Raw genomic sequence first — 19,572 nt, forward strand, 5'->3', positions numbered from 1 at the left:
CCCGCCGGGCCCTACAACCCTACAGTCATGCCGACTTAAGCATCTCCCGCACAACGTAGTGCAGGATACCGCCATGGCGGTAATAGACCGCTTCATTGGCGGTGTCGATCCGAGACAACAGTTCGCAGGTCTCGGTCTTGCCGTCCGGATAAGTCACCGTCATTTCGAGTTTCTGACCCGGCTTGATGTCACCGGACAGGCCCTTGATGCTGATGGTTTCCTCTCCTGTCAGCTTCAGGCTCTTACGGTCAACGCCATCCTGGAACTGCAGGGGCATCACCCCCATACCAATCAGATTGGAGCGATGAATCCGCTCGTAGGACTCAGCAACTACGGCTTTCACGCCCAGCAGGCGGGTACCTTTCGCAGCCCAGTCACGGCTGGAGCCAGTGCCGTATTCCTTGCCGGCAATCACCACCAGCGGCGTGCTCTCCTCTTGATACTTCATTGCCGCATCGTAGATGGGCATCTGCTCACCGGTGGGGATGTGCTTGGTGAACCCACCCTCAACGCCATCCAGCATCTCGTTCCTGATGCGCACGTTGGCGAAGGTGCCACGCATCATCACCTCATGGTTGCCCCGGCGCGAACCGTAGGAGTTGAAGTCTTTCGGTTCCACGCCCCGTTCCTGCAGGTACTTGCCTGCCGGACTATCAGGCTTGAATGACCCGGCTGGTGAAATATGGTCGGTGGTGACCGAGTCCCCCAACAACGCCAGGATGTTTGCATCCTTGACATCATCAATGGCATCCGGCTCTTCCTTCAGGCCTTCAAAGAACGGCGGATGCTGGATGTAGGTGGACTTGCCCGACCACTCGTACACCTTGCTTTCAGGTACCTTGATCGCCTTCCAGGTATCGTCGCCGTCGAAGACTTCCGCATACTCCTTGTGGAACATGCTGGTCTTCACCTTCTCGACCGCTTCAGCGATTTCCTGCTGGCTCGGCCACAAATCCTTCAGATAAACCGGATTACCGTCTTTGTCTTCACCCAGGGGGTCGCTCGAAAGATCGAGCCGAACGTTACCGGCAAGGGCGTAGGCCACTACCAGGGGCGGCGATGCCAGCCAGTTGGTTTTCACCAACGGATGCACGCGGCCCTCGAAATTGCGGTTACCGGACAATACCGAAGCCACGGTGAGATCCCCGTCGGCAATGGCCTTTTCAACCGCATCGGGCAGTGGGCCGGAATTACCGATACAAGTGGTGCAGCCGTAGCCAACCAGGTTGAAACCCAGCTTGTTCAGGTCATCCTGGAAGCCGCCCACTTTCAGATAATCCGTCACCACTTTGGAGCCGGGTGCCAGCGACGTTTTCACCCAGGGCTTGGTGTCCAGCCCCTTGGCCACGGCTTTCTGGGCAATCAGGCCTGCGGCCATCATCACACTCGGGTTGGAGGTATTGGTACAGGAGGTAATCGCGGCGATCACAACCGCACCCGGGTCCAGACGAGTTTTGGTGCCGTTCATTTCCATCGGTTGACTGGCGGCATGATGGTAACTGTCCTGTACGCCAACCGCGGTCTGACCACCTTCTGATTCCAGTTTACCTTCGCGAGACTCCCCCGGTCCTTCGGCGGTTTCCATCAGCAGTTCAAACGACGCCTTCATGTTCTTCAGGGCAACCCGGTCCTGCGGGCGTTTGGGGCCGGCGAGGCTGGCCTCGACGTCACCCATATCGAGTTCGAGGTTGTCGGTGTATACCGGCTCCTGACCGGGCTGGCGCCAGAGGCCCTGGGCTTTCGCATAGGCCTCCACCAGCTCAAGCTGATCATCTTCGCGGCCGGTAAGCTGCATGTATTTGATGGTTTGCTCATCCACCGGGAAGAAACCACAGGTGGCGCCGTATTCCGGTGCCATGTTGGCAATGGTGGCCCGATCAGCAACGGGCATATCTTTCAGCCCATCGCCGTAGAATTCCACGAATTTTCCGACAACGCCCTTCTTGCGCAGCATTTCGGTGACGGTCAGCACAAGGTCGGTGGCAGTAATGCCTTCCCGCAATTTGCCGGTGATTTTAAAACCGACCACTTCGGGAATCAGCATGGACACGGGTTGGCCCAGCATCGCCGCCTCCGCTTCAATACCACCCACACCCCAGCCGAGGATGCCAAGGCCGTTGATCATGGTAGTGTGCGAATCCGTTCCCACCAGGGTGTCCGGGTAGGCGATGGTTTTTCCATCCTGGTCCTTGCTCCACACGGTCTTACCCAGATACTCCAGGTTCACCTGGTGACATATACCGGTCCCCGGCGGCACCACGCGGAAGTTGTCAAACGCCTGTTGCCCCCAGCGCAGGAACTCATAGCGCTCCTGGTTGCGTTCCATTTCGATGGTGACGTTGTCCTTGAAGGCCGACGGATCACCGTACTTGTCCACCATCACCGAGTGGTCGATCACCAGGTCCACCGGTGACAGCGGATTGATCATTGCCGGGTCCTTGCCGGCTGACTTGACCGCTTCCCGCATGGCCGCCAGATCCACCACACCGGGCACACCGGTGAAGTCCTGCATCAGTACACGGGCGGGACGAAACTGGATTTCGGTATCGGATCTCCGGTCTTTCATCCACTGAACCATCGCATCGATATGGCCCCGGTCCACGGTGGCGTCATCTTCGTTGCGCAGCAGATTTTCCAGCAACACCTTGAGGGAGAACGGCAACTTGTCGATGTTGCCAAGGGTGTCGGCAGCCTTGGGCAGGCTGTAATAGTGATAGGTCTTGCCGCCAGCCTCCAGGCTGGAAAGGGTATTGAGACTGTCTTTACTCAGGCTTTGTTTTGACATGAGGTGCCTCCTTTTTAATTATCCGAAGATTCCGGAAGGCTTAGCAGTAGCCTTTGCATCAGCGTACTGACCGCAGATGGCAATAGACTGATGCAAAGACCCTGGTTTTGAAAGTCTCCTATAACTATTGCACCGATTAACGAGACTTCAACTGCGGTTCCGTGAATGTTCGGTATTGCGGCGATGAATACCTACACACCCATCAAGCCTGTCGGTCACCGTAAAGTTGGGCGTAAAGCCCTTGCCGGGCAATCAGTTCGTCGTGATGCCCTTCCTCGGTGATGTAGCCGTCTTCGAACACGTAGACACGATCGGCCTGTTTCACGGCACTCAAACGATGGGCGATGATCAGGGTGGTGCGTTGACGCAGGAAAGCCTCCAGATCCTGGTGCAGTTGAAATTCGGTTTCGGCGTCCAGTGCGGAGGTGGCCTCGTCAAGAATGACCACGGAAGGGTCCGACAGCACCATGCGTGCAATGGCAAGCCGCTGGCGTTGACCACCGGACAGGCGCACCCCCTGGCGGCCAATCATGGTGTCCAGTTGGTGGGGCATGTCCGCCACGGTCCGGTCCAGTTGCGCAATGGTGAGCGCCTGCCACAGTTCGGCATCGCTCTTGTCACGGCCCAGGGTGAGGTTCTGTCGCACGGTGTCGTTGAACAGGGCTGGGTGCTGTAGCACAGTGGCCACATTCTCCCGCAGACAGGGAAGCCCGATGCGCTGAACCGGCACTCCGCCAAGCAGTACCTGCCCCTGTTGTGGTGTGTACATACCCAAGATGACCTGCACCAGGGTGGATTTTCCGCCACCGCTGGCGCCCACAACCGCGACTTTTTCACCCGGCTCAAGGTGGAGGTCAATGCCCTTGAGCACGGCTTCCTCGCCATAGCTGAAGTGGATATTCTTGAGGGTCAGGCCAACGGTATGCCGGCCCCGGAAGGGATTCTCCAATGCTGGATAACGGGGCTCTTCTTCCAGCTCCAACAATCGGTTAATGCGCCCCAGCGCCGCGTTGGCGGCAAACCAGGCGTACTGCATATTCAGCATTTCCTGTACCGGTGTGAGCATAAACCACAGGTAGCCAAAAATGGCGAACATCATGCCGATGCTCAGGTCACTGAACAGCACCGTCACCATCGCGGCCGCGCGGAAGGTATCAACACCAAACTGGAACAGCGCAAAGCTGGCGCGGGTGGCTGCATCGCTGCGCCATTCAAACTGTATGGCATGGTCGCGAACCGTGCGGGCGCGGCTGATCAACTGGCGCAGGTAATGCTGTTCCCGGTTGGCAGCCCTGAGCTGGTGGATTGCGTCCAGGGTCTCCGTCAGGTCGCCCTGAAAATCCTCGTAGGCGCTATTCTCCTGACGCTTGAGTTCCTTGACCCGTTTGCCGATGAGCATAGTGGCGAAGATGACCAACGGGTTGAACAGCAGGATCAGCAGCCCCAGTTGCCAGTGCACCCACATCAATACAATGGCGGTGCCCAGAACCGTCAGGCTTGCCACCAGGAACCGGCTGATCGTAGTGCCCAGAAACTGGTCGATGGTGTCCAGGTCGGTAATGAAATGGCTGGTGATACCGCCTGAGCCACGGGTTTCATACTCCGACATAGCCACCCGCTGCAGCCGGCCCAGCAGTCGGGAACGGATACGGAATACCACATCCTTGGAAATCTTGGAGAACTCACGGGACTGAAGCACGTTGAAGGTGAGCGACAGCGATCTAAGCAGGAATGCCGCTAACACCATCAGGCCAATGTAAGCCGTGGGCAGGTGCCATGCCTCGGGCAGCATCGCCTGCATCACAGGCAACACCGGGCCAGCCTCATCAAGCAACACTTCGTCCACCAGCACCGGCAACAGTAGCGGAATAGGCACGCTGACCACCGTGGCCAGGATAGCGAGCATGTTCGCTCTCACCAACCGCGGTTTGTGTTTGAGGGCCAGGGACAGGATGCCCCGCCAGGTGTACCGATTGTCGTTACGACCAGTGCTATCCGGCCCGACCGGGTTCAGATCCGCCGCCTGCTCCAAAAAACCTCCGTTAATGCGATGTCCACCCATACTGGTACGCAGCAAATTCGGTGACAGTCTACCCGACCTTCTGCCATCATTGCCCCTCAAACCCTCGATGTACCAGAACCGGGCCCATTGTGAAACACGACTGCCATTACCATCCCGGCGAACCCGCAAAATGGCATTGCGGTGATTGCCAGATACACTACTGCGCCCGTTGTATGCCGGATGCAGACACTCGAAAACAACACGCCTTGTGTCCTCACTGCAGCCGTGCCATGCGCTATCTCGGTGCCGCCACGGAGGCAGTGCCATTCTGGAACCGGATCGGCGCATTCTTCCGCTACCCGTTCCACACCGATCCACTGATGGTCATTGCCATTTGCACGCTGGTGCCCTTGCTCCTCAGCGGCAACCTCATCGGCCTGATTATCACGCTGGTGCTCGCCCTGGCACTGCTGAAGTATACCTACGCCGTTATCAGCCACACCGCCGAGGGTCATATGAAACCGCCTCCGGTAGCAGTGGCGTTCACCGGCAGCGGGTTTGACATTGTGATCCTGCAGCTACTGGTGTTTGCGCTTATGGGCGGCATGGTGGCGGCCGCTGCCATGGTCGGCGGGCCGCTGTTGATGTTCCTGGCCGTGGCCTTCGTGATCCTGGCCCTGCCCGCCAGCATCATGGTGCTGGCCATGGAGCGCTCGGTGATGGCCGCAGTAAACCCCATGAACCTGGCGGTACTGATCTCGCGCATCGGCACGCCCTACTTCCTGCTGTATGGCTACCTGATCCTGCTGACCCTGGCGTCCGGGGCGGCCCAGGATTTCGCCCTCACCCACTTCGCTCCGGGTGTTGCCCGCACACTGGCGGGCTTTCTCAACAGCACCTTTACGCTGATCCTGTTCCACATGCTGGGCTACCTGCTGTTCCAGTACCAGGAGGAACTGGGATTTGCCAGCGATCTACAGGATGACGAAAACGCCGGAGAAATGCAGAACCGCGACCGCACCCAACGGTTTGACGCCGACATTGATATGAACCTTAAGGACGGTAACTACGACCGAGTCCAGTCTATGCTCAAGGAAGCCCTGAAACGGGATTCCCAGAACACCCTGCGATTGGGACAACTGCATCAGTTGCTGACCGCCCGCAACGATGTTCCGGAACTGTATCGGTATCACCCCCGGTTACTGAACATGCTGGCGGAACAGAACGATGGCGAGGGTATAGCAGCGTTGCTGGCGGCTATCGACACAGTGGAGCCGGGATTCCGACTGGACGACCCGGAACTGTCGGTACGCTGCGCCCGCTGCCTTTACCAGCGTGGACACTTCAAACCGGCACTGAAGCTGCTGCAGGATTTCCACAAGCGCTTCCCGGACAGCGAGGAGCTGGCCCCGGCTTATCTGCTGGTCGCTCAGGCGCTGGCGAATGGCCTGGGGCAGTGGGAAAAAGCGTCGGCCTTCCTGAACTTCGTCAAGAAGCGATGCCTGAACCATCCCCTGCACCAGCAGGTCGATGTGTACCTGCAGCAGGTCGAGAAGCGGGAGCCATTGAAAGGCCCGAAGGCTTCTTTCGCAGTTCAGGAGTAAAGCCCAGTACCGGGGAAGCTTTACCAAAACACGCTGTGAATACATCCCTGTACGCTCGGCTCCGCCATCCATGGCTACGCACGGTTTTGGAAAAGCTTCCCCGGCACTCGGCAGTCCAGCAACGAGTTAGGCTTGCTGCAACAACTGCCTGTAGTGGCGAGCCTTGGGCGTCATCTCGCGTTTTTCGAACTCCTCGGCCAGCAAGCGGCAGGCTTCGCTGGCCAGGAGCTGATCACCGGCACTGCGCAGGCGTTCAAAGGCTTTCTCCGCGGCTTTCAGGTCGTCATTACGCAGGCAGGTGAACAACACCCGGTTGTGATCCTCTGCGTCAAGCGGCGCGTGGCCCTCGCCCTTGCCCAGGTATTCCTGCCAGATTTCAACCATTCGCTCCGGCTGGCGTCGGCTAAGGGACTCGTTCATCAGTTCCCGGGCCCGCTCGCGGTATTGTGGCAATTCCGGGCGCAACTTCGCCAACTGGTAAAGATGCTCCAACAGGATGGTGCGGTCCGGGTAGTGCTCCCGCAGCGCCTCGAACTGGCGCCGGGCCAGGTCGAAATCCATGCGTCCGAGGCTGGCCATGGCCTGGCTGTAGCCGGTGGTGAAACGCTCATCCTGTTCGTCTTCCTCTGGCTCGAAAAACTCCTCCTTCACTTGCAACCAGCTCTTGCCGAGTAACCAGACCATTCCTGCACCAGCTACCAAACCACCCGCATGGGCCATGTAGGCAATGCCGGTGGCCCCGGCGAACCAGTAATCGTAGATTTCCTTGCCGAGCCATACAGGCAGGATTGCCAACGCCGGAGCACGGAAGTAGTTGAAGTACACACCGACGAAATAGAAGAAGCGGATTTTCTGCAGCCCGTAGATGGCCACGTACATGCCCATCAGCCCGGAAATGGAACCGGATGCGCCCACCAGTGGGATGTGACTACCCATGGAAAACGCGGTGAACACCACGCCAGACAATGCACCACACAACAGGTACGCCAGCAGGAAACGCCCTGGGCCAAGAGCCTTTTCAACGGTGAACCCCAGCAGGAAAAGGAATACCAGGTTACCGATGATGTGTCCCCAACCGCCGTGGAGGAACTGGTAGGTAATCAGCGTATAGAGAGAAAACTCCGCGGGCACCAGCCCTAGCTGGTTCGAACTGAGCTTGTCGATCAGACGGCCCTGGATCTCGCCCCGCTGCTCCATCCAGCGCCTGCGTTCCGCCGGTGCCCAAAGCACATCCTGGTTGTTCAACATGTACTGGTAGAACTCACGGTCGGACAGCAGGCTATAGGCCAGCCACATGTCCTCGCCTTCCTGTCGTAACTGCTGGAAACTCTGCAGTTCGTAGACTCGGTCTTCATCCCCTTCAAAACGGATCTGACGTTGCAGGTAGTCCTCGTACACCGGAGCTTCCAGCAACTTCAGGTCCGATTCCAGGTACTGCTCGACGGCCTCTTCAATCAACCGGTTGTCATCGCCCTGATAAAAGAAAAATACCAGCAGGCACGTCGTGATCAGCCCGAGGGTAACCCAGGGTGGGCGCTTCCAGTTCACGGTATTTTCGGCGGGGATAATCAGCATGGGCCGTCACAATTCATCATAATTTGTCCCTTGAGAGGTGCTTTTTACCACAGCATGGCCAGTTTTTCGCGTTGTAATGGATTCTGAAGCGGTTTAGCCGGCCACGGGCAAAACAAACTGTGCGCGGCACCACAAACAGGCTACTCTGCGGTTGTCACACGATGGTCATACAAATGACATTCAATCAGGGCAGCCGCAAAGGGGCGAATCGCACGATGCTCGAAACGAGCACGGAGTATGGGTTTCGACCAATCGCCAATTGCCGTTGTCTCGGCCACAGCTAATAGTTGCCGGGACAATAAGAAAAACAGGACGTGCAACCAAGGAAACTGCCATGACTGTACTCATACTGGACAACCCGGATCTACTTGCCAGAGCGGCCATCGAATCAGGCTTGCCAATGCCCTCACTGGCATCGGACGACACACCCCGCAAACCACACCGGCTGCGGTTCCACTACGGCTTCAACAAGCACCGCCTGGATGAGCAGGATCTGGCCATCCTGCGTCAGCACGCGCTCTACCTGAGACACAACCCGGGGGTTTCAGTGCGAATCCATGGCCATGCCGACAATTTCGGCGTCAGTGAATACAACCATTTCCTGTCCCGCCTGCGGGCCAGCAGCGCAGCCAAACTTCTGGTTCGCGAAGGCGTCAGAGAAAGCCAGGTTCTGGTGAGTGGCTGGGGCAGTGATCGCCCGCTGGCGCGCCCGGAAGACCACGCCGCCAACCGCCGGCTGGAACTGGAATATGTCACCATGGAAATGGCACGGGCGCTCTAGGAGCCCTGCCTTACAAATGAGAGATCCGGGGGCCGCGTCGCCCCCGCGGGAGACTCAGCCGTAGACCTGGAACACGTTCCAGAGCAGCAATACAGCAATGGCCAGGATGCCAACCCAGGTCAGCAGAATACCTGTCATACGGGCAATATGGGGGCCACCCCGGCCATTGATCATGCCGAAGGCATGCAACACACGCCCCACCACAAAGGCCATCCCCGTCCAGTACACCAGCCCGCTGGGAACGCCGTTCAACTCAGCAATCGCGAGCATTACCAGCCCCAGGGGGGCGTATTCCACCAGATTCGCCTGAGCACGGACAGCCGCCTGGAAGTCCTGGTCGTCGTTGACCCCCAGACTTTTTTTATACTTCAGACGGAAACGGGAGACCATCCCCGACAACACCAGCAACAGCAGGCCGAGAACGGCCGCAAAAACGGCAGAGACAGGTACGATCATAATCAGCCCTTCTTGATCGCGCTAACAACGGCAAGCAGCAACACCGCACCCACCGTGGCAGTAACCAGTTCTCCAATGGCCCCCTGCGCAGCCAGGCCCAACAGTCGGAAAACGAAACCGCCCAGAACGGACCCGACAATACCGATACCGATGTTGGCCAGTACGCCGAAGCCACGACCCTTCATGATCAGGCCTGCCAACCAACCGGCCACACCACCAATAATCAGAAACAGAATAAGGTTCATTGCATGCATCTCCGAGCAGCGAAACAGTCCCCGAAAGACTGCCCTGTTTTACTCGGCGCTTCAAGCACTTCCGTAAGGAAGCAGGCAGTTTCGTGGGACACGTTCAGAGGGTTGGTTCGAGGTCTGCGATGGTTGCTTCCATTTGCTCGCGGCACTGGGCCATCAACTGGGGAATATCCGTAACCGTGAGCCCTGCGGTTTCAATCGGAGGGAGCACCCGAATGGCAACCGGCTCGCGACGACCGGACCATCCCAGGGTACGATCATAATACTGGCTGGCGCAGACCATGGTGATGGGCGCACCGGAGGCAACGGCCGCGTGGAAAGCACCTTTCTTGAACGATTGCAGGCCCCGGCCGCGGCTGCGGGTGCCCTCCGGAAATACCCAGAGGCTCTTGCGGTCACGGCTGATTGCCTCGCTGGTCGCCTGCATCACCGCAACAGCCTTGTGAGAGCGACCCCGGTTGAGGATGACATTGCCTCCGAGCCAGAACACCTGGCCAAAAAACGGGATCCATATCAGCGACGATTTACCCACCGTCACCGTGCGGGGTGGCAGCAAATCCCCCATCACGAACAGATCATCGTTGTGCTGGTGATTGGCAATAACAACCGTGGGCCGGTCCTTCGGCATGTTGTCGACCCCCTCCAGAGGGCGCTCCATACCCAGGAGCAAACGACCGACGCGGGCAATCGTTCGTGCCAGCAAGCGGTTATTGTCCGGATTAAATGGCCGGGCGACATACAGAACCAGTGCGAACAGACAGATGACCGGCACCATCAGCCAGGCCAGCAACTTTCTCGGCATTCCCATTAAAAACAATCCTGATGCAATTTTTGGCGCACAAGTGTACGCCAAAATCAGGTTCCGGCAACAGTCTCCCGAGCCAGCACGTTAACGGTCTTATCGGCCGTCACCAGGGACTCGGCTGTGGCCTCCACCACATAGCGTAGCGGACCATTGTTTTCCAGGCCATCAAACGGGTAACAGGTCACCAGCAACAGCGAATCCCTGGGCAACTGCGCGGTATTGATCTGCTCGTGCCGACTATCGACAACGCGGATACGGTCCACCCGGAATGAACGCCAGTCGCCATCGCGATCCTGCAACTTTACCCGGCTGCCGGTTTCCAGGTGCTGCAGCCCCCGGAAATGCGTATCACGGTGGCCCGCAATTACCACCGGGCCCGCCCGGCCGTCGTTCCCCACCACCTGCCCCGGCCCGAAGGCCAGGCTCTCGCCGTGAGCTCCGTCCAGCACAATCAGTGACTGACCGGTTTCAGGCACCATCAAACGGGCCACTGGCCAGGTATCTGCCCAGGGCCAGGGCCGGGTTTCCTGCTGCCGTGCCTGGCTTTCGGCCCAAGCCAGCTCCAGAAGCTCCTGCGCCACGAGGGCCTTGAATGGAATCCACAGGCCAACCGCAAGGACAGTCGCAAACGTTGTCGCCAACAGGAGGATTAATCGGTTCATGGGTACACCCTCCGCTTCAGGAGCGTGATCGCAGCCGAGAACATCAGCCCAATCAGGCCAATAGCGATCAGCAGGGGAGACATGGTTGCGGTCTGGGGGTATCGCAACATGGTGCCCTGGCTCCCGGCGGGCAGCAGTGTGGGCACGCTGTCGGTTTCCAGGGCCTCCTGCGACGGTCTGGAAGGGGTTTTGTCCTGGGCCAGAAAGCTGGTGTACTTTGTCATCAACTGATGTTCCAGCCCCAGACGGGTCACTTGCTGCCCCGCATCGTCATCAATCTGGCCGGTCAGCCCACTATCCATCAGGCTATCGATTTTCCGTTTTGCCCAGTGGCGATGCAGGCCCTTGCCGTTGGCGGCCTGTTCGAGGCTCAGCGACTGTTGCCATCGACTGCCATCCGGAAGACGCCCGGAAACATCGAGCGCGCCTTCAGCCGGCAGGCCACGCACAACCTGCACCATGGGTTCCCCCCTGAATAGATCGCCAATTCGGTCAGGGAAGGCTTCGATTGCAGCCGTTTGGTCCGGCCAACTGACCGCGATATCAGTCAGCACCGGCGCCTCCATCTTACCGAACAGCTCGTCCAGCGGGCGGGCCACGTCCGATAGGTCACTGATGGCAGTGTAGGTCCCGCGGCCATAGCGTGCGGCTTCCCGCATGAAGTGCATATTGGGAGCAGAACCGATGCCCACGGTGAACAGCCGGCTGCTGCCCAGCCCATCACGAATTCTTCCGAACAGGGCACTTTCATTGCCGACGGCGCCATCGGTAATAAACACCACTTGCCTGACCCTGGCGTGGGACTCGTCGCCGCTATCACCAGCCGTATCACCGGCCGTCTCGAGCGCGGCATCCAGCGCCGGGGCCATCTCGGTACCGCCATCGGCATTCAGCCCTTTCACGTAACGACGAGCCCGGGCAATGTTATTGCCACTGGCGGGAACCGCTTCCATAAACAGGGCGTGGGTCTGACTGTTGAACTGGATAACGTTGAAGCGATCATCGGCATCGAGTGTGTCCAACCCCCGCAGCAACGCCTGCCGGGCCTGACGGATCGACTCGCCAGCCATGGAACCGGAAGTGTCGATCACGAACACCAGCTCTCTTGGCAGCCGCTGATTTCCATTAACGCCGGGCACCACCAACGCCAGCAGGTAGTCCTCACCCTGCCACTGTTCCTGGAACACCGCGGCTGCGGGCTCCATAACCCGGGCCGGTGCCCAGCGCACAATTAGGTCCCGGTCCATCAGCACGGTCCGGGATTCGGGCGCCACCTCCACGGTGTTGCCGTTCCAGGTACTGGTCACGCGATGGCTGGGGCTCGATACTCGGCTCACCGGCAGGCCGGCGCTGATTTCCAGGGCAACGGTGGCCCGGTGGCTGTCCGGCCCTACATCTTCCGGCAGCACCGTGAACGGGCTGATCTGATCGGCATCCGGCACGGTAGTGGTAGGCGTGGCCCAACCTCCCGACCACTGCGCGGGCTCGTTGTCCAGTGCCTGGCCAGGCATATAGCGCGGTGTCAGCGTGGTGGGCAAGCGCAGTTCGAACTCGCCGGACTGGTAACGCACCGCCTGCTGGTAGTTGAGTTCAACGGTAATGGTTTCGCCGGGGGGAATGTTTGCCATGCGGGTGGTGAACAGGTTGGGGCGTTGCTGGTCCACGCGGGCCACCTTGCGACCTTCCTCCTTCGCCTTGGTGTATTGGCGTTTGGCCTCCTGCTTTTCGTGGACCTCGCCCACAATCACCCGCTCGCCGGCGGTCATGGTCATGCCATACACGCTCGCGTTATCCGGCAACGGGAACACATACACACCTTCCCGCCACTGCTGGCTGGTATTACGAAAGCTTTGGCGCAAGCGGGTATCTGCAATCAGACCGCTAACGGTTACTTTGTAGTCTGTGGTCAGCAGAGTGGCGGAGCCCAGTCGCTGGCCGGCGTCATCGACAAAATGAAACTCACCGGCGCCTTCGCGTCCTGCTTCGGAGGCCTCCGCGTACACCGGGTGCACAAACAGGAAAAGCAGCACTGCCAGCCACAGGGAAATCCCCTCCAGCCAGCGCCGCAGCCGGGGGGAGACCTTGCTCCCTGTCATACCAGCACTCTGTCGCCCACCATTCGGGGCGGTTGGTGAATAGGGTCCCAGGTTGGTCAACAGCATTGTTTCGCTTCCTTGTATCACTGTGTTTGAAAAAGCACGCCTGGTGGCAACTGGCGACTATTTCAGCCCATGGAAGCGGCGATCCGGTGCCACAATCTGGCGATCCGGCGATAAAAAAATGATGAATTGTGGCAAACCCTCCGCTTTACCTTGTTCTGGCCACAGGCCATGGTTAAATAGGAACCTGTATTAACAGGGGAATGGTTGCCGGTTATGAAGCGACACATCGTGCTGATTGAAGATGAACCCGCCATCCGGGAAAACTACCGTGACGCTTTCGAGCGCCGGGGGTACCGGGTGTCTGCCTATGGTGACCGCACCAGTGCTTTCCAGGTATTGCGCACTGCCCTGCCAGACTTGGCCATTATCGACGTGGGACTCGGCGATGAGCCCGAAGGCGGCTTTACCCTGTGCCAGGACCTGCGCAGCCTGTCCAAGACCGTACCGATCATCTTCCTGACGGCTCGCGACAGCGATATCGATTCCGTTCACGGCCTGCGGCTGGGCGCCGATGACTATGTCACCAAGGACATGAGCATGGACCACCTGCTGGCCCGGGTTACCGCCCTGCTGCGACGGGCCGATGCCTGGGCCGAGGCCCTGAAGCAACCGGACGAAGTGGTGCACAGGGGCCGCTTGGCATTGAATGTGGACCGTATGACGGCGGAATGGAACGGCCAGCCCATCGACCTGACAGTCACCGAATTCTGGATGCTGCATTCTCTGGTTCAGCACCCGGGCCACGTGCGTAGCCGCGACCAGTTGATGGAAGCCGCCAGCACGGTACTGGACGACAACACGGTGACCTCACACATAAAGCGTATACGCCGCAAGTTCCTGCAGATTGACGACGCGTTCGACGGCATTCACACCGCCTATGGCATGGGTTACCGCTGGAACGCCCATGAGGCCTGAGTTTTGACCCTTAAGCGCCAACTCTTCATTGCCAGCCTGCTGATGCTGCTGATTCCCTGGGCGGGCCTGCAGTTCGTGCTGGAACTGGACCAGGCCCTGCGTGACCAGGCTGCCCGTCAGTTGCAGAGCCAGGCCGGACGTACGGCCGGTTTTGCCGCGGAACAGCTTGCCGGGAGCCCAACGGTTGCGCCGGGCACCCGCGTTATCTATGCCGACCTCCTGTCCCGCAGCCCCAATCTGGATGGTTATGGCGACGACTGGCCCGGGTACGACGAGGAAGAATCCCGACAGCAGTGGCAAGGCACACAACAAGCCATCGACAAAGACGGACCCGAGTTATCCTGGCAGGCTGCCGTCGATCAAACCCATCTCTACCTTTTGATTCGTGTCAGCGGCAGAACCGCTGACTTCTTCAATCCCGGCAACCCTCAGCACCCCCATGACCAGATCCAACTCCAGGTCATCGACGAGAAACAGACAACCCGTCGCCTGATTCGCACTCAGGCACCAGGGGCCATCAACGCCATTGATCCCGAGCGCGAAGGGTCGGCAGACTATCGCATCAGCGGCTACTGGCAGGCGGTCAGCAACGGCTACCAGGCTGAATTGAGATTGCCGCGACCGGCTCCCTCGTCCCGCCTTGGCTTCCAGGTGACATGGCCTGCGGAAAGGCCTGCAAACAGCGGTGAAGAACGCGTCTCTGCCGGCCCCACCTCAGCCCAGATCGTCACCCGAATGCCACAACTCGAAAACCGACTTGCGGCCATGATTGCTCCGGGCCAGGGTACCTGGGTTCTGGAGCCGGACGGCTGGGTAATCGCTCGCCAGACCCGCAACTCCGAAACCGATGAGCCCGAATTCGACAGCCTCAGCCCCCTGCAGATCCTGGAACGCATCAGCCTGAACGGCCTGCGGGCACTGGTGAGTTTCTACCAGCCTGAGCCTTCACGTCTGAATGCGGACACCCATCGCATGGACGCCGGGGAACTGCCATCACAGGGGCTGGTTCGTCACCGGGACGGCGACACCTACATGCTGGTGAAACAACCATTGGGTGACGGCCGGATGCTGGTTCTGGAAGAATCGCTGGACCAGTTGCTGGCGCTGTCTGGCAGCACCCTTGGTTCGGTCATTTCCCGCAGCGTGTTATTGATTATTGGCCTGATGCTGGTTCTGCTGGGTTACGCCAGCTGGCTGTCCTGGCGTATTACCCGACTGCAGCGGGCTGTCAGTGCCAGTGTTGACGATGACGGCCGCGTGTTAGGCACCCTGCCACCCGCAAAAGCGAAAGACGAACTGGGCGACCTGTCACGGCAATTCAGTCAAATGGTGGACCGCCTTCAGGGCTACACGGACTATCTGGAAAGTTTCTCCCGGCGGCTGTCCCACGAACTGAAAACCCCCGTGGCCGTGGTGCGTTCTTCCCTGGAGAATCTGGGGCAAACCACAGACCCGGCTGATCAGGCCAGCTACATCGAGCGAGCCCGTTCGGCCACCGACCGCCTCAGCCAGATATTGCAGGGTATGAGCGAGGCAGCCCGGCTGGAACAAAGCTTTGACCACGCCGAAAAGGAAACCTTTGATCTGGCCGAAGTCGCCTCCCAAACCACTCTCGCCTATCAGGAGCTGGACCCCGACCACCGTATTCACTACATCGGGCCTGCCAACGGTTGCCGGTGCCACGGTTCCCCGGAACTGCTGGTTCAGCTTCTGGACAAGTTGGTGGACAACGCCCGGGATTTCACACCAGCGCAGGGAAACATTGAAATACGGCTGACGCAGAACGCCCGACAACTGGAACTGAGCGTGTTCAATGAAGCCTCCTCTCTGCCGGAGAACCTCGCCAGTGATATTTTCAGCCCCTTCGTGTCCGTGCGGACCGGCCATCAGGAAGGGCACCTGGGCCAGGGCCTGTTGATCGTGAGACTGATCGCCGAGCACCACAACGGTCAGGTGATGGCCAGCGATGATACCGGTGGCGTGCGCTTTACAGTACTGCTGCCATCGCGCCCCCGACCAGAGTCTTAAGCCACAAGTCGTCTTTCGGAAGTGCCCGCAAGCCTTTATTGTTCGGTTATAGGCCCATCAATCGCCGTCAAAGGACCAAGCCTTGAACCCGCCGCTCAAACAGCTGGACCTGCACCCTCTCCGGGCAGAGCTCTACAACGAACTCCATTCCCGGCCGTTCCACGTGCTGCCATGCCCGGCCCAGGTTACCCACATTGCGCTGATAACCACCCCGGAGCAAAGAGCCTCCCAGTTCCGTCACTGGCAGGACCTGCATATAATGCTGGGGCAACCCGAGCCCCTGGAGGACGTCAGCTGCTATGAGGCCACCTTCGGCTCCCTGCGGATCCGGCGTGAGATGCACATGGAGTTTGCCTCCTACACGTTTATCAATCTGGGCATCGGGAATGACCATCAACCCTTCCAGAACACCGGTATCTCGTCGCTGCCCAAAGGCTGGCTCGAGAAACTCACCGGTACCGTGGTGGCGGCCTTTCATATTGACCTGCAGCAAGCCTCGAGCGGCCCGGAAACCGACCTGGCGCACATCCGCCACTGGTTCGAGGGAGAACGACTGGTGGGCAGCAGCCCTTGGGAAGGGAAGGCCCGGGTGTGGGGCACCTTCAGGCTCCATAGCGATGGATTTGGCCGCTTTATGGTCCTCAACCGGGACATGTCCGACAGCCAGCTTGGCCGCCTGACACAACGCCTGATGGAGATCGAGACCTATCGCCTGATGTCCTTGCTGGCGCTGCCACTGGCACGGGAGATGACACCTTCGCTGAACGACATGGACCAACAGCTGGCGGTGATTACCCAGTCCCTGGCGGACAACCAGGACATCGACGAACGTGAGGTACTCGCGGACCTGACCAACATCGCGGCCCGCATCGAAGCCTTTCGCGCCCACGCCACCTTTCGCTTCTCCGCGACGCGGGCCTATCACCAGCTGGTGCTGACCCGCCTGGAGGAGCTGCGGGAAGATGAGCTGTCGGGCCACCTCACCATCACCGAATTCATGACCCGACGACTGACACCGGCCGTGGAAACCTGCGAATCGGTGAAGGAACGCCTGGAGGACCTGTCGCGCAGAGTTGACCGGGCCTCTGACATGGTGCGTACGCGGGTGGAACTGGCGATCCAGAGTCAGAACCAGCAGTTGTTGAGCTCCATGGACCGGCGTTCAAAAATCCAGTTGATGATGCAGCATACGGTGGAAGGGTTTTCCGTGGTGGTCATCAGCTACTACTTGTTGGCCCTGCTGAAACTGGCGCTGGAGTCCGCCGATGACGCCGGGTTCGACGTCAACACCTCGCTGGTGCTGGGCATTGCCATACCGGTGGTGCTGACCCTGGTGTTCATCGGCGTGCGCATGATCCACCACCGGTTTATCAGGCTGGCACGGCGACAGTAACCAGCAGCCTACTTACCAAAGGCATCCGGGTCGCCGGCAAACTGGCGGTAGAACTGCTGCGCCGTGCGGCCATTACGAGCCCCCCGACTGGTGGCAAACCGAATGGCCTCAAGATGCAGCGCCTCACGGTCATCCACTTGCGGAAACAGAGCATCAATGGCCTGCAGGTATACATCCTGCGGAAAGCCGTAAAACGACAACTGCAGCCCAAACCGGTCCGCAAGGGATATCTGCTCCTCGATGGCCTCGGCCGGATGGAGTTCGCCCCCGCGCATTTCACTTTTCAGGTTATCGTCCATGAATTCCGGCATCAGGTGGCGGCGATTGGAGGTGGCGTACACCCTCACATTCTCAGGCGGCAACTCCAGCGACCCCTCCAAAACACTCTTCAACGCCTTATAGCCAGACTCACCGACTTCAAAGGAAAGATCGTCGCAGAAGATCACGAACCGCCAGGGCAATTCAGCGATGTCGTCGACGATTTCCGGGAGGTTCACCAGATCGTCCTTGTCCACCTCGATCATCCGTAACCCCTGCTCCCGATACCGGTTAAGCAGTGCCTTGATCAGCGATGATTTGCCGGTGCCCCGGGCGCCCCAGAGGAGCGAATTGTTCGAGGGTTCACCGGCCAGGAAGCGCTCGGTGTTACGGGCCAGGGCCTTCTGCTGTCGCTCGATGCCGGTCAGATCGGACCAACCCACCGGGTCGAGCCGCCGAATGGCCCTCAGACCCTGACGGTGGCGGCGCCACACGGCGGCGGGCGTTTCTGCCCAGTTGATGGCGTGATCTGTCGACATAACACCTATTTCCTGTTCCGCGTTTATCACGAATATGAAACACTGGAGCCCACTACCGGACACTACCCCAAAAAGGAGACTTTACCGCAAATGGCCGTTAAATCCGTCGCTCTGGTCGCCCACGACAACAAGAAGAGAGAACTGGTGGACTGGGTTGCCGACAACCAGACCCGCTTTGCCTCTCTTCGACTCTACGCCTCCGGCACCACTGGCCGGTTGCTCAAGGAAAACCTGGGCCGGGACGACATCGAATGCCTGCTCAGTGGCCCACTCGGGGGCGACCAGCAAATTGGCGCCAAGATCGCAGAAGGGGAAATTGACCTGCTGGTGTTCTTCTGGGACCCACTGGAGCCCCAGCCCCACGACCCGGACATCAAGGCCCTGCTACGCATTGCCGCGTTGTGGAACATCCCCGTCGCCTGCAACCGGGCCACCGCCGAGTTCATCCTGACATCCGCCTACATGACGGATGATCAACACCAACCGCAAAGGCCGGATTTCTCCAGCTACACCGGCCGCTCCGTCAACTGAGCGGCCTTCTGGCCAGGAACACCGTGTTGGTGGACTCACGGTTCTGGAACGGGTTGTAGAACGACACCACCTTTGCGTCCACATCCGTGAACAGTGTTGCCAACACGTCCATGAACGGCTCGTCCGGCGGGTCGTTGGACCACATGGCGAAAACGCCGCCAGGGCGCAGGTGAGCCGCCATTTTGCCTAAACTCTCAGCGTTGTAGAAACTGGCATTGGACTCGTTCAGGAGGGCTCTGGGGGAATGGTCAATGTCCAGCAGAATGGCGTCAAATAGCTTGCCTGGCGCTTCGGTATCAAAACCGGATTCCGATACCGCCAGATCAAAGAAACTGCCCAGCACATAGCGGCAACGCGGGTCGGCATTCAGCACTTTACCCAACGGAACCTTTTCCTGCTGGTGCCAGTGGATGACCGTGTCCAGGGCGTCCACAACCAGCAGCTCGCTCACCCGCTCATGCTTGAGGGCCGCTTCCGCGGTGTAGCCGAGCCCGAGGCCGCCGACCACCACCTTTAGTTGTTCGCCCTCGACAGCATTCAGGCCCAGGTCCGCCAGGGCTACTTCCGCGTCCACAAACATGCTGGACATGAGAAACTCTTCGCCCAGCTTCACCTCGTAGATATCACGGTTGCCCAACGCCGGAATGCGACGGCGGCGGAGCGTGATCTCTCCCAACGATGAAGGTTGGCTGTCGATCTGTTCAAACAAAAGGCCCATGGTCGTTCCCATAACGTACTGATGTCGCAACATCCTACCATCACGCACCGGCAATCGCAGACCACAAGTTACCTCGCTATTGGGCAAACAACCCGCCAACGACTACA

At 59.3% G+C, this 19,572-nt stretch carries 16 protein-coding genes; 6 read left to right on the forward strand and 10 right to left on the reverse strand.

From position 1 onward, the window contains the following. Positions 1–25: 25 nt before the first annotated feature. Positions 26–2,785 carry an aconitate hydratase AcnA gene (gene acnA, locus AC0B60_RS19145; protein ID WP_465087483.1) on the reverse strand — a complete coding sequence of 920 codons (2,760 nt, stop codon included), beginning with the start codon at positions 2,783–2,785 and terminating at the stop codon, positions 26–28. Positions 2,786–2,987: 202 nt separating this feature from the next. Next, entirely contained in the window at positions 2,988–4,817 is a 1,830-nt protein-coding gene (locus tag AC0B60_RS19150) for an ABC transporter ATP-binding protein (protein ID WP_465087484.1), read from the reverse strand. Between the two features lie 260 nt (positions 4,818–5,077). Between AC0B60_RS19150 and AC0B60_RS19155 the strand changes: the two genes are divergently transcribed. Beyond that, positions 5,078–6,391, forward strand: a complete 1,314-nt coding sequence (locus AC0B60_RS19155; protein ID WP_465087485.1) for a hypothetical protein — start codon at positions 5,078–5,080, stop codon at positions 6,389–6,391. A gap of 126 nt (positions 6,392–6,517) precedes the next feature. Here the strand turns inward: AC0B60_RS19155 and AC0B60_RS19160 are convergent, their stop codons facing one another. Further along, positions 6,518–7,966 (reverse strand): rhomboid family intramembrane serine protease, encoded by a 1,449-nt coding sequence (locus tag AC0B60_RS19160; protein WP_465087486.1) that lies wholly within the window; start codon positions 7,964–7,966, stop codon positions 6,518–6,520. A 334-nt stretch (positions 7,967–8,300) separates the two neighbouring features. On the opposite strand from AC0B60_RS19160, the gene AC0B60_RS19165 reads away from it, so the two are divergent. Beyond that, positions 8,301–8,747, forward strand: coding sequence for an OmpA family protein (locus AC0B60_RS19165; RefSeq protein ID WP_465087487.1), 447 nt, complete (start codon positions 8,301–8,303; stop codon positions 8,745–8,747). Positions 8,748–8,801: 54 nt separating this feature from the next. On the opposite strand, the gene AC0B60_RS19170 is transcribed toward AC0B60_RS19165, so the two are convergent. From AC0B60_RS19170 to AC0B60_RS19190, 5 genes are all read right to left on the reverse strand, one after another. Further along, a complete protein-coding gene (locus AC0B60_RS19170; RefSeq protein ID WP_465087488.1) occupies positions 8,802–9,203 on the reverse strand; it encodes an MAPEG family protein in 402 nt (133 codons plus the stop codon). Between the two features lie 2 nt (positions 9,204–9,205). Beyond that, entirely contained in the window at positions 9,206–9,448 is a 243-nt protein-coding gene (locus AC0B60_RS19175) for a GlsB/YeaQ/YmgE family stress response membrane protein (protein ID WP_465087489.1), read from the reverse strand. Positions 9,449–9,551: 103 nt separating this feature from the next. After that, entirely contained in the window at positions 9,552–10,262 is a 711-nt protein-coding gene (locus AC0B60_RS19180; protein ID WP_465087490.1) for a lysophospholipid acyltransferase family protein, read from the reverse strand. 47 nt (positions 10,263–10,309) lie between these two features. Continuing rightward, positions 10,310–10,921, reverse strand: a complete 612-nt coding sequence (locus tag AC0B60_RS19185) for a class GN sortase (RefSeq protein ID WP_465087491.1) — start codon at positions 10,919–10,921, stop codon at positions 10,310–10,312. Then, positions 10,918–13,083, reverse strand: a complete 2,166-nt coding sequence (locus AC0B60_RS19190; protein ID WP_465087492.1) for a marine proteobacterial sortase target protein — start codon at positions 13,081–13,083, stop codon at positions 10,918–10,920. The genes AC0B60_RS19185 and AC0B60_RS19190 overlap by 4 nt, the downstream gene beginning before the upstream one ends. 213 nt (positions 13,084–13,296) lie before the next feature. On the opposite strand from AC0B60_RS19190, the gene pdsR reads away from it, so the two are divergent. The 3 genes from pdsR to AC0B60_RS19205 all read left to right on the forward strand — a co-directional run bounded on the left by pdsR (position 13,297) and on the right by AC0B60_RS19205 (position 17,419). Next, entirely contained in the window at positions 13,297–13,998 is a 702-nt protein-coding gene (gene pdsR, locus AC0B60_RS19195; protein WP_465087493.1) for a proteobacterial dedicated sortase system response regulator, read from the forward strand. A gap of 3 nt (positions 13,999–14,001) precedes the next feature. Further along, positions 14,002–16,026, forward strand: a complete 2,025-nt coding sequence (locus AC0B60_RS19200; RefSeq protein WP_465087494.1) for an ATP-binding protein — start codon at positions 14,002–14,004, stop codon at positions 16,024–16,026. Between the two features lie 82 nt (positions 16,027–16,108). Beyond that, positions 16,109–17,419 carry a DUF3422 family protein gene (locus AC0B60_RS19205; protein WP_465087495.1) on the forward strand — a complete coding sequence of 437 codons (1,311 nt, stop codon included), beginning with the start codon at positions 16,109–16,111 and terminating at the stop codon, positions 17,417–17,419. An 8-nt stretch (positions 17,420–17,427) separates the two neighbouring features. Here AC0B60_RS19205 and AC0B60_RS19210 read toward each other — a convergent pair whose 3' ends face one another. After that, complete coding sequence (locus tag AC0B60_RS19210) at positions 17,428–18,216, reverse strand: ATP-binding protein (RefSeq protein ID WP_465087496.1); 789 nt, start codon at positions 18,214–18,216, stop codon at positions 17,428–17,430. A 90-nt stretch (positions 18,217–18,306) separates the two neighbouring features. Here AC0B60_RS19210 and AC0B60_RS19215 point away from each other — a divergent pair, with 90 nt between their 5' ends. Further along, positions 18,307–18,747, forward strand: a complete 441-nt coding sequence (locus AC0B60_RS19215) for a methylglyoxal synthase (RefSeq protein WP_465087497.1) — start codon at positions 18,307–18,309, stop codon at positions 18,745–18,747. Here the strand turns inward: AC0B60_RS19215 and AC0B60_RS19220 are convergent. Further along, positions 18,740–19,465 carry a polyamine aminopropyltransferase gene (locus AC0B60_RS19220; protein ID WP_465087498.1) on the reverse strand — a complete coding sequence of 242 codons (726 nt, stop codon included), beginning with the start codon at positions 19,463–19,465 and terminating at the stop codon, positions 18,740–18,742. The genes AC0B60_RS19215 and AC0B60_RS19220 overlap by 8 nt on opposite strands. Between the last annotated feature and the right edge of the window lie 107 nt (positions 19,466–19,572).

The organism is Marinobacter sp. V34, from assembly GCF_055524115.1.